The following is an 8468-nucleotide window of genomic DNA, read 5'->3' on the forward strand; positions in this document are numbered from 1 at the left end:
GCCGCGTGGTCCACCCGCACCGCCGACCCGTCCGACGCGACACTCACCACGAGGTCGACATCCACCGCCTCCGGCCCCGCCTCGGCCACCGCGGCGTCCACCAGCTCCAGCACCATCGGGCCCCGCGGATCCCGGCCCCCCACGACCGGCGCCGCCAGCGCCGCACCGACCCGCGTCACCAACTCGCCGAAACCCGGATCACCCGCCACGTCCACCCGCAGCACCGACCCGTCGCCACCCGACGCCAGGTCCAGCACCACCTGCTGCTGGGCCGTCCAACGGGCCAGGACGGCCACGAGCCCCGCCACCGTGACGTCACGGGCCGGGCCGGGCCAGGAGGGCAGCACCCGGTGCGCCGAGGCCGCCCGGGCCGGCCACACCGTCGGCCGCCGCAGGTCCCCCATCAGGTCCAGGGTCCCGACGTCGTCGACGCCGCCCACGGCCCGAGCACCATCGAACCCGACAGACATCAGCTCAACCTCCGATCTGAGGGCGGTGACCGGAAGGCACGTGGCCGCGGCGGCCGGTCAGCCGAGGTGCCGTACAACCGGACGGCGGGTGGTGACGCGAGGGGTGACGGCGGGCGGGCGCCGGGCGGCGCGACGGTGGTTCGCGGCTCCCACGGCCGGGTCGTGCGGTCGCGGCGGGGCAGCGGCGGTGCGACCGGGACGGGATCGCCGCCCGGATTCCGGGCCGCGCCCGCATCCTCGGGCGAAAGGAGCAGGTCGGCGCCCGATCCGGTCACCGGCACCTCCCGTCCATCCGGGCGCCGCGCACCCACGTTCGTCCCCGATCCGGTGCTGTGAAAAGGGAACGACGAACCGATGGGGCCCGACCCTACGAAGCCCCGTGGAGTCGCGTACACCCCTAGAGATATGTGCGTCGACCCCTAGTGCGTCAGCCGGAGATCTTGCCTGGAAGGTCGCCGAGGACGTGCCCGCGGCGGCGGTCCCCGTGCGGTCCCGGGCCCCGCGTACCGGCCGGCGGACCGACCATGTGGGCTGGTCAGCGTGGTGTCGACCGGGATGGACGACCGGGATCCCAGCCATATGCGGTAGCTTTTATCGGCGAAAGCACACGTCCCTATATCTTTTCTATAGTGGCTGATAGCTACCCTCACGAGAGGGTCGGTGCGTGATTGTCCCGATTCGATGGTGAAATGGCCGCGCGGCTTCATTGAAAGCAGCTTTTCGGTCAGCCCGAGTCGGAGGTCCAGGTCGGAGTATTGGCGGTTCCGGTGGCGAAAAGGCGGTCCGCGTTCGGCTGACCGGCCCATCCCCGGGCAATGAGTACTGACTATGCTTTTCCCGATCATGACCCAGTCGGTGACTGGCAAATCAGCCACCGACTGCTGGTGTGCACCTCGCCGACACAGCGCTGACCACAAGTCAGCCCGTTTCCCGGCCGGTCCCTCCCCGACCGTCCGCCCGGTGCACGCGGTACGCCCGACTCTCGCGGCCGAGCGGCCACATCAGGACCGGGAGCCCACGCCTCCGGCCACGTCCCGCGCTGTTCGTGGTCGTGCGCCCCCGGACTTCGTGCCACCCCGAGGCCCTCCACGGGCCGGCATGTCAGGAGATCCAATGTACGTACCCATTCAGGTACAGGTGTTCGCTCACGATGGGGTGGTCCTGGCCCGGCCGCCAGACCCGGTGGCCACCGCCGACAGCCGCTATCTCGCCGACGCGGGCAACGCCCTGCACAACGGCCTGGACATGATCACCGGTATGCACCTGACCCTTCCGCACCAGGCGGCGGCCATTTGCAGCACCGGATCGAGCGCGGACAAGTCACTGCGCCTGCTCAGCCGGTGCGGCCTCAAGACGCCCAGCGATCTGCGCGAGTTCCGCTCCGGCGCGCAGGCGGTGCAGTTCGCCCGGGAGGCCGTCGAGCGGGGCGAGACGCTGGAGTTCCAGTTCGCCCCGCACGATCCGCTGTTGCGGGCCGCGCGAGCGCGGGTGCCGGCGGACCTGCTGGCCCGCCTCAACAACAAGACCACGCTGGAATCGCTGATCGCGCCGGAATACCTGCCGCGTCGGCAGGTCGCCACCCCCGCCGAGGTGCGCCGCATCGTGCAGCAGGACCGTCGTCCGGCGGTGATCAAACCGGCCGGTGTCGAGGTGTACAGCGGAATCGCGATCTTCACCCGGCGGTTGCAGGACCGGCGGAACCGGTCGATGTTCAACCAGCTGGAGCAGATCAGCGACCAGTGGATCGTCGAGGAGGAGGTGCCCTTCCGGACGATCTGGGGGATCCAGTTCGGCGTGACGGAGAGCGGATCGGTGGAGTACTTCGGTTCGTCCGTACACCTGCCGCAGCCCACCTCGACGTGGGTCGGTTGTGTGATGGACGACGACCAGCCGCCGGCGGAGCTTGTCGAAGCGCTGACCCTAGGGGTCCGAAAGGCCAGTGCGCTCGGGTACCGGGGGTACTGCTCCTTCGACGCCGGGATCGGTCGCGACGGCGCCCTGCGGGTCATCGACCCGAACTTCCGGGTCAGCGGGGCCACCACCTCGCTGCTGCACCGCAGTTCGCTGCTGGGTCAGCACGCGTGCGCCATGACCACGTTCTTCTCGCTGGCCCCCGGCGTCGACGCCGAGCCGATCCTCGCCCCGTTCATCGACCGGGGGCAGCTCGTCGTGTTCATGCACCACGACCCGGCGGAGACGGACAACGGCCCGCTCCCGGCCACCATCGTCGGCATGGTCGGCGCCGCGGACCGATACGCCTGCGGTGTGCTGGTCGCGCAGGTCCAGCGGGCGCTCGGCGGCTGACGCGTCGTGCCACGCGGCGGCGGACGGCCCGGGTGTCCGCCGCAAGCGGGCGAAAACACGGTGCGCGGTGGCCGGCGCCGCGCCCATGATGAGGATCATGAACGTACGCGTCGACGATCCGGCCCGCCTCGGTGGGAGCCGGCTGCCCGACGGGCGGCTGCTCGGCTGGGCCGAGTGGGGGCCGCCGGACGGTGTCCCGGTGCTGCTGTGTCCCGGGGCGGCCACGAGCCGGTGGCTCGGCTTCGGCGCGGGTGTCGTCGACACCCTCGGGGTGCGGCTCATCTCGGTGGACCGCCCGGGGCTGGGGGCCTCGACCCCCGCGCCCGGCCGGACGTTCGCCGACTTCGCCGAGGACGTCCGCCAGCTCCTCGACCTGCGGGGACTGGCACGTCCCGCGGTGGTCGGCAACTCGCAGGGCGCGCCGTTCGCGCTGGCCTGCGCCGTGGCGGGTGCCGCCGCGGCGCTGGCCGTCGTGTCCGGCGCGGACGAGGTCGCCGCGCCCGAGTTCGCCGGGGCACTGCCGACGGAGCTGCGTGGGCTCGTGGACACGACCGCCGCCGATCCCGTCGGAGCGGAGCGGATCTTCGCCCGCTTCGACGCGGAGGCGATGTGGGACATGGTGACGAGGGGGAGCCCCGAGGTCGACCGGGCGGTGTACCTGGATCCGGGCTTCGCGGCCGCCTACCGACGGGCCCTGCGCGAGGGGTTCGCCCAGGGGGCGGCGGGCTACGCCCGGGACACCGTCCTGGCCATGGGGCGATGGCCCTTCGACCTCGCGGCGATCACGGTTCCGGTCGACGTCTGGTACGGCGGGCAGGACGCCAGCCACTCGCCCGACAACGGAGCGACGCTGGCCGCCCGGATTCCCGGTGCTGTCCGGCACCTCGTGCCGGAGGCCGGCGGCGCGCTGCTCTGGACCCACGCCGAGCCGATCCTCCGTACCCTGATCGGCCGACCACCCTCCTGAGCCCGGCTGCCGGCCCGGGTCGGGGCGCGCTGGCCGCTACATCTCGGCGAGGGCGGCGCGGACGGCGGCCTCGCCGACGTCGGCGACCAGTTCGGGCCCGGCCGGGCCGTCGAGGACGAAGGCCAGGCCCGAGGTGGCCTTCTTGTCGCGCCGCATGAGCGCGATCAGCTCGTCGGGGTCGACGCCGGCGGGAAGCGCGGTGTCGAGGCCGTATCCGGCCACCACGTCGTGGTGCTCGGCCACCCGCTCGGCCGGCACGCGCCCGAGGACGCCGGCCAGCCGCCCGGCGAAGACGGTGCCGACGCCGACCGCCTCGCCGTGCCGCAGGCCGAAGTCGGTGGCCCGCTCCAACGCGTGTCCCAGGGTGTGGCCGTAGTTGAGGATGTGCCGCAGGCCGGAGTCGCGCTCGTCGGCGGCCACCACCCGGGCCTTGAGCCCCACGCAGGCGGCGATCTGTTCCGCCACCGGCCGGTCGCGCAGGTCGCCCGCGCCGATGAAGTGCGCCCGGGCGATCTCGCCGTACCCGTTGCGCCACTCCCGCTCCGGCAGCGTGCCCAGGTGTTCGGTGTCGCAGAGCACCGCCCGGGGCTGCCAGTAGGTCCCGACGAGGTTCTTGCCCTCCGGCAGGTTGACCGCCGTCTTGCCACCGACGCTGGCGTCCACCTGGGCGAGCAGCGAGGTCGGCAGGTGGATCACCGCGATGCCCCGGTGGTAGAGGCCGGCGGCCAGCCCCACCACGTCCGTGGTGGTGCCGCCGCCGCAGGAGACGACCGCATCGGCCCGGGTCAGCCCGAACTCGGCGAACGCCCGGCAGAGCTGCTCCACCGTGGCCAGGTTCTTGTCGTGCTCGCCGTCGCGCGCCGGCACCACCCGGTGCGGCACGCCGGGGTCGGGCGTCCACTCCGGCGGCCGGGCCGAGACCACCACGACCCGCCGCGCGCCGATGCGTGCCACCTCCGCCGGGAGCCGATGGCGTACGCCGGGACCGATCAGCACCGGGTATGCGCGCTCGCCCAGCGCCACCTCGATCCGGGCCGGCCCGGCGGGAACGTGACGGTCAGGTGCGGACGCGTGCATGTGGCTGTTGCCTCCTCTGCGGGACGACGACCGGCGCGGCGACGACCGGGCGGTCCCGGACCATCGACAGGCGCAGCGCCAGCGCGGCCAGCGAGTCGACGTCCGGCCCGATGCCCCACCGGTCGTGGGTGAGCTGGGCGTGGTGCGCCAGCAGGAAGCCCGCCGGCGTCGCCGGATGGTCGCGGCCGACCACGTCGGCCACCCGGTCCAGGTAGCGCTGCCAGGCCACGGCGACCTCCCCGCAAAGCGGCAGGTCGCCGGCCGCCAGGACGATCTTCTCCGCGCCGGCGTCGGCCTGCGCGGCCAGGTCCCGCCGCTGCGTGGCGGTGAGCCGCTGACCGCGCTCCTGCCAGTGCAGGAAGAGGAACGTCAGCCGGTCGGCGGCCGGCACCAGACCGGTCAGGTGCCGCAGGTGCGCCACGGCCAGCGGCAGCTCGACGCCGGCCAGCCAGGGCGTCTCCCCGCCGAGCAGGGTCAGGGCCAGGTCGCTGCCCGCGCACGCGAGCGGGCCGCCCCGGGCGGCGTCGCGCACCGCGTGCCGGTCGGCGGTGAAGGACACCTGCGGGTCGTAGGCGAGCAGTCCCGCCCGTACGGTGTCGAGCGCCGCCGGGGCGGCGTGGAAGCCGAGGCTCAGGCGCGGCCCGGCGGGGGAGCCCTCCGGGTCGAAGAACCAGTCCAGGCCCGGATCGGCCCGGCGGGCGGCGGCGACCAGATCGGTCAGGACGGTTCCGACCAGCTTGATCACCCGCGTGTCCGGGCATCCGTCGGCCGGCACGGCCGAGCGGGCGAACAACCAGCAGCGTTCCAACGACGGCACCTCGGCTGACGGGCGGGTGGAGCACGGGATTCGACGGTCCGCGGGGGTCGCCCCATCATCGGCCTGCGGCCCGTTCCACCACCCGATCGGCGGTCCGAACTGGGGACGACTTAGGGGGTGACAGGGGTAGGACGTCGGCAGGGTGCTCGGAAGACTTGGGCCGCTACGGCGAGCGAGGTCTACGCCGCGGATGAGGAGTCTCGCCGACGGACGGATGTGGTGACATGCTTCGGAGCGACCTGATCCAGCCGTTGTCCGATCTGATCGAGGCGCACGCCGCCAGGTTGGGGAACAAGGTCGCGTTCCGCGACGACCGCCGGTCGGTCGGATACGCCGATCTGGCGGCGCGGACCCGCCGGCTGGCCGGTCACCTCGCGGCGTCGGGGGTCGGGCGGGGCGAGCGGGTGGCCTTCTGCCTCGGCAACCGGGTGGAGACGGTGGAGACCTGGCTGGCCGTGACGCGGGCCGCCGCGGTCGGCGTACCGGTGAATCCGCACAGCACCGACGCGGAACTGGCCCACCTGCTGGACGACTCCGGTGCGGTGCTGGTGGTCACCGACGCGCGACACCTCGACCAGCTGCTGCGCCTGCGCGCCGACCGGCCGGGCCTGCGGATCGTGGTCACCGGGGACGGCCCGGTCCCCGCCGGGGTCGTCGCCTGGCGGGACCTGGTCGACACCGAACCGGCCGCGCCGGCGCGTGACGACCTGGGCCTCGACGAGGTCGCCTGGATGCTCTACACCTCCGGCACCACCGGCCGGCCCAAGGGCGTGCTCTCCACCCAGCGCACCTGCCTCTGGTCCGTCGCCGCCTGCTACGTGCCGATCCCCGGGCTCACCGTCGCCGACCGGGTGGTCTGGCCGCTGCCGCTGTTCCACAGCCTCTCCCACATCGGGTGCGTGCTCAGCGTGACCGCGGTCGGCGCCACGGCCCGGCTCGTCGACGGCTTCTCCGCCGACGACGTGCTGCGTGCGGTCGACGAGGACGAGGCCACCGTGCTGGCCGGTGTGCCGGCCATGTACCACCACCTCGTCGCCGCCGCCCGGGAGACCGGCTTCCGCGCCCCGGCCCTGCGCGTCTGCCTGGTCGGCGGGGCGATCACCACCGGCGCGCTGCGCCGGGCGTTCGACGAGGTCTTCGACGCGCCGCTGCTCGACGCGTACGGCAGCACGGAGACCTGCGGCTCGATCGCCGTCACCCGGCCGGACCAGCCCCGGGTCGAGGGCTCCTGCGGGCGCGCGGTGCCCGGCGTCGAGGTGCGCCTGGTCAGCCCGCAGACCGGCCTGGACGTGCCCGCCGGCGCCGAGGGGGAGGTCTGGGTCAGCGGACCGAGCGTCATGCTCGGCTACCACGGCCTGCCGGAGGTCACCGCCGCCGCCCTGCGCGACGGCTGGTACCGCACCGGTGACCTGGCCCGCCGCGACGCCGACGGCAACATCTTCGTCACCGGGCGGCACCAGGAACTGATCATCCGGGGCGGCGAGAAGATCCACCCGGCGGAGGTGGAGGAGGCGCTGCGCGCGGTGCCCGGCGTCGCCGACGTGGCGGTGACCGGCCGGCCGCACGACGTGCTCGGCGAGGTGCCGGTGGCCTTCGTGGTGCCCGGGCCGGAGGGCTTCGACCCCCGCGCCGGGTACGCGGCCTGCCGGGAGAAGCTGTCGTACCACAAAATCCCCGACGAGCTCTACGAGATCGGGCAGGTGCCCCGGACCGCCTCCGGCAAGGTCACCCGCCGGCTCCTGCTGGACCGGCCGGCGCGGCTGCGCGCGGTCAACGCCAGCCACCACGAGACGCTGAGCCTGCTCGCCTGGCAGCCGCTGGACCCGGCCGCCGTAGCGCCGGTCGAAGCACCCGTCCCGACGGCCGCGCAGTCCGCCGCCGCCCCGGCCCGCCACTGGGCGCTCGTCGGGCCCGGCAGCGAGGCGCTGGTGGAGCCGCTGCGCGTGGCGTCGCCGGGGGACCGGTTCCGGTCCCACCCGGACCTCGCCGCCCTGCGCGACGCCCCGGACGTGCCCGACGTGACGGTGCTGCTGGCCGACCCGGCCGACGCGGTCGCGGCGGACCTCGCCGACCGGCTGCGTGGCTGGCTCGACGACGACCGGTTCGCCGGCACCCGGCTGGTGCTGCTGACCGGCCCGACCGACGAGCGGTGCGGGCCCGATCCCGCGGCCGGCGCCGCCCCGGCGGTCGGCCGGGCCCTGCAGGCCGCGTACCCGGACCGGATGGTGCTGGTCGACCACGACGCCGCGGACCGTTCGATCGCCCTGCTGCCCGCCGTGGTGGAGGCCGGGGCCGCGCAGGTCGCCCTGCGGGCCGGGGCCGCCCTGCACGCGCTCCTCGTGCCGGCCCCGGCGACCGTGCCGGCGCGGCCGGTGACCGTGGTCGACCCGGACCGCCCGGTCCTGGTCGCCGGCGCCGACGGGCCCGCCGGCGCGGCGCTGGCCCGGCACCTCGTCGTCGCGCACCGCGCCCGCCGGCTGCGGCTGCTGCACACCGGCGCCACGGCCGACGCGCTCGCGGAGCTGGTCGCCGAACTCACCGCCGCCGGCGCCGAGGTCGTCGCGCTGCCCGCCGACCGGGTGGGTGACGAGCCGCTCGGCGGCGCCTTCCTCTGCCCGTCCGACGACGACCTGGCCGACGACGGGGCCGTGGCCCGGCTGCTCGGCCTCGCCGGGACGCTGGACGCCGCCACCCGGCACCCGGCCGTCGCGCTCACCGTCCTCGCGCCGTCCGCCCTGCTGCTGGGCGCCGCCGGCCGGGAGCGGGCCGTGGCGGCCGTCGGCGCGCTGCACGCCCTGGCCGCCCGCCGCCGGGCCGCCGGCCTCCCGGCCCG

Annotated in this window: 5 protein-coding genes and 1 pseudogene; 3 read left to right on the forward strand and 3 right to left on the reverse strand. The window is 74.8% G+C overall.

Annotated elements, in window-relative coordinates:
• Positions 1-470, reverse strand: a pseudogene (locus V6U77_RS29050) (non-ribosomal peptide synthetase); the annotation flags it as partial.
• A gap of 1137 nt (positions 471-1607) precedes the next feature.
• Between V6U77_RS29050 and V6U77_RS29055 the strand changes: the two are divergent.
• Together V6U77_RS29055 and V6U77_RS29060 are read left to right on the forward strand one after the other, a co-directional pair.
• Positions 1608-2774, forward strand: a complete 1167-nt coding sequence (locus tag V6U77_RS29055) for an ATP-grasp domain-containing protein (RefSeq protein ID WP_334609943.1) — start codon at positions 1608-1610, stop codon at positions 2772-2774.
• 199 nt (positions 2775-2973) lie between these two features.
• Positions 2974-3741: an alpha/beta fold hydrolase gene (locus V6U77_RS29060; RefSeq protein WP_334609947.1), complete on the forward strand. Its 768-nt coding sequence runs from the start codon at positions 2974-2976 to the stop codon at positions 3739-3741.
• A 36-nt stretch (positions 3742-3777) separates the two neighbouring features.
• Here V6U77_RS29060 and V6U77_RS29065 read toward each other — a convergent pair whose 3' ends face one another.
• A complete protein-coding gene (locus tag V6U77_RS29065) occupies positions 3778-4818 on the reverse strand; it encodes a 3-dehydroquinate synthase family protein (RefSeq protein WP_334609944.1) in 1041 nt (346 codons plus the stop codon).
• Positions 4799-5635, reverse strand: coding sequence for a hypothetical protein (locus tag V6U77_RS29070; protein WP_334609945.1), 837 nt, complete (start codon positions 5633-5635; stop codon positions 4799-4801). Before V6U77_RS29070 ends, V6U77_RS29065 begins: the two co-directional genes overlap by 20 nt.
• A gap of 224 nt (positions 5636-5859) precedes the next feature.
• On the opposite strand from V6U77_RS29070, the gene V6U77_RS29075 reads away from it, so the two are divergent.
• Positions 5860-8468 (forward strand): AMP-binding protein (locus V6U77_RS29075; protein ID WP_334609946.1); only part of this gene is annotated, 2609 nt, incomplete at its 3' end.

This window comes from Micromonospora sp. CPCC 205546 (assembly GCF_036902715.1).
In the GTDB taxonomy this organism is placed as follows: domain Bacteria; phylum Actinomycetota; class Actinomycetes; order Mycobacteriales; family Micromonosporaceae; genus Micromonospora.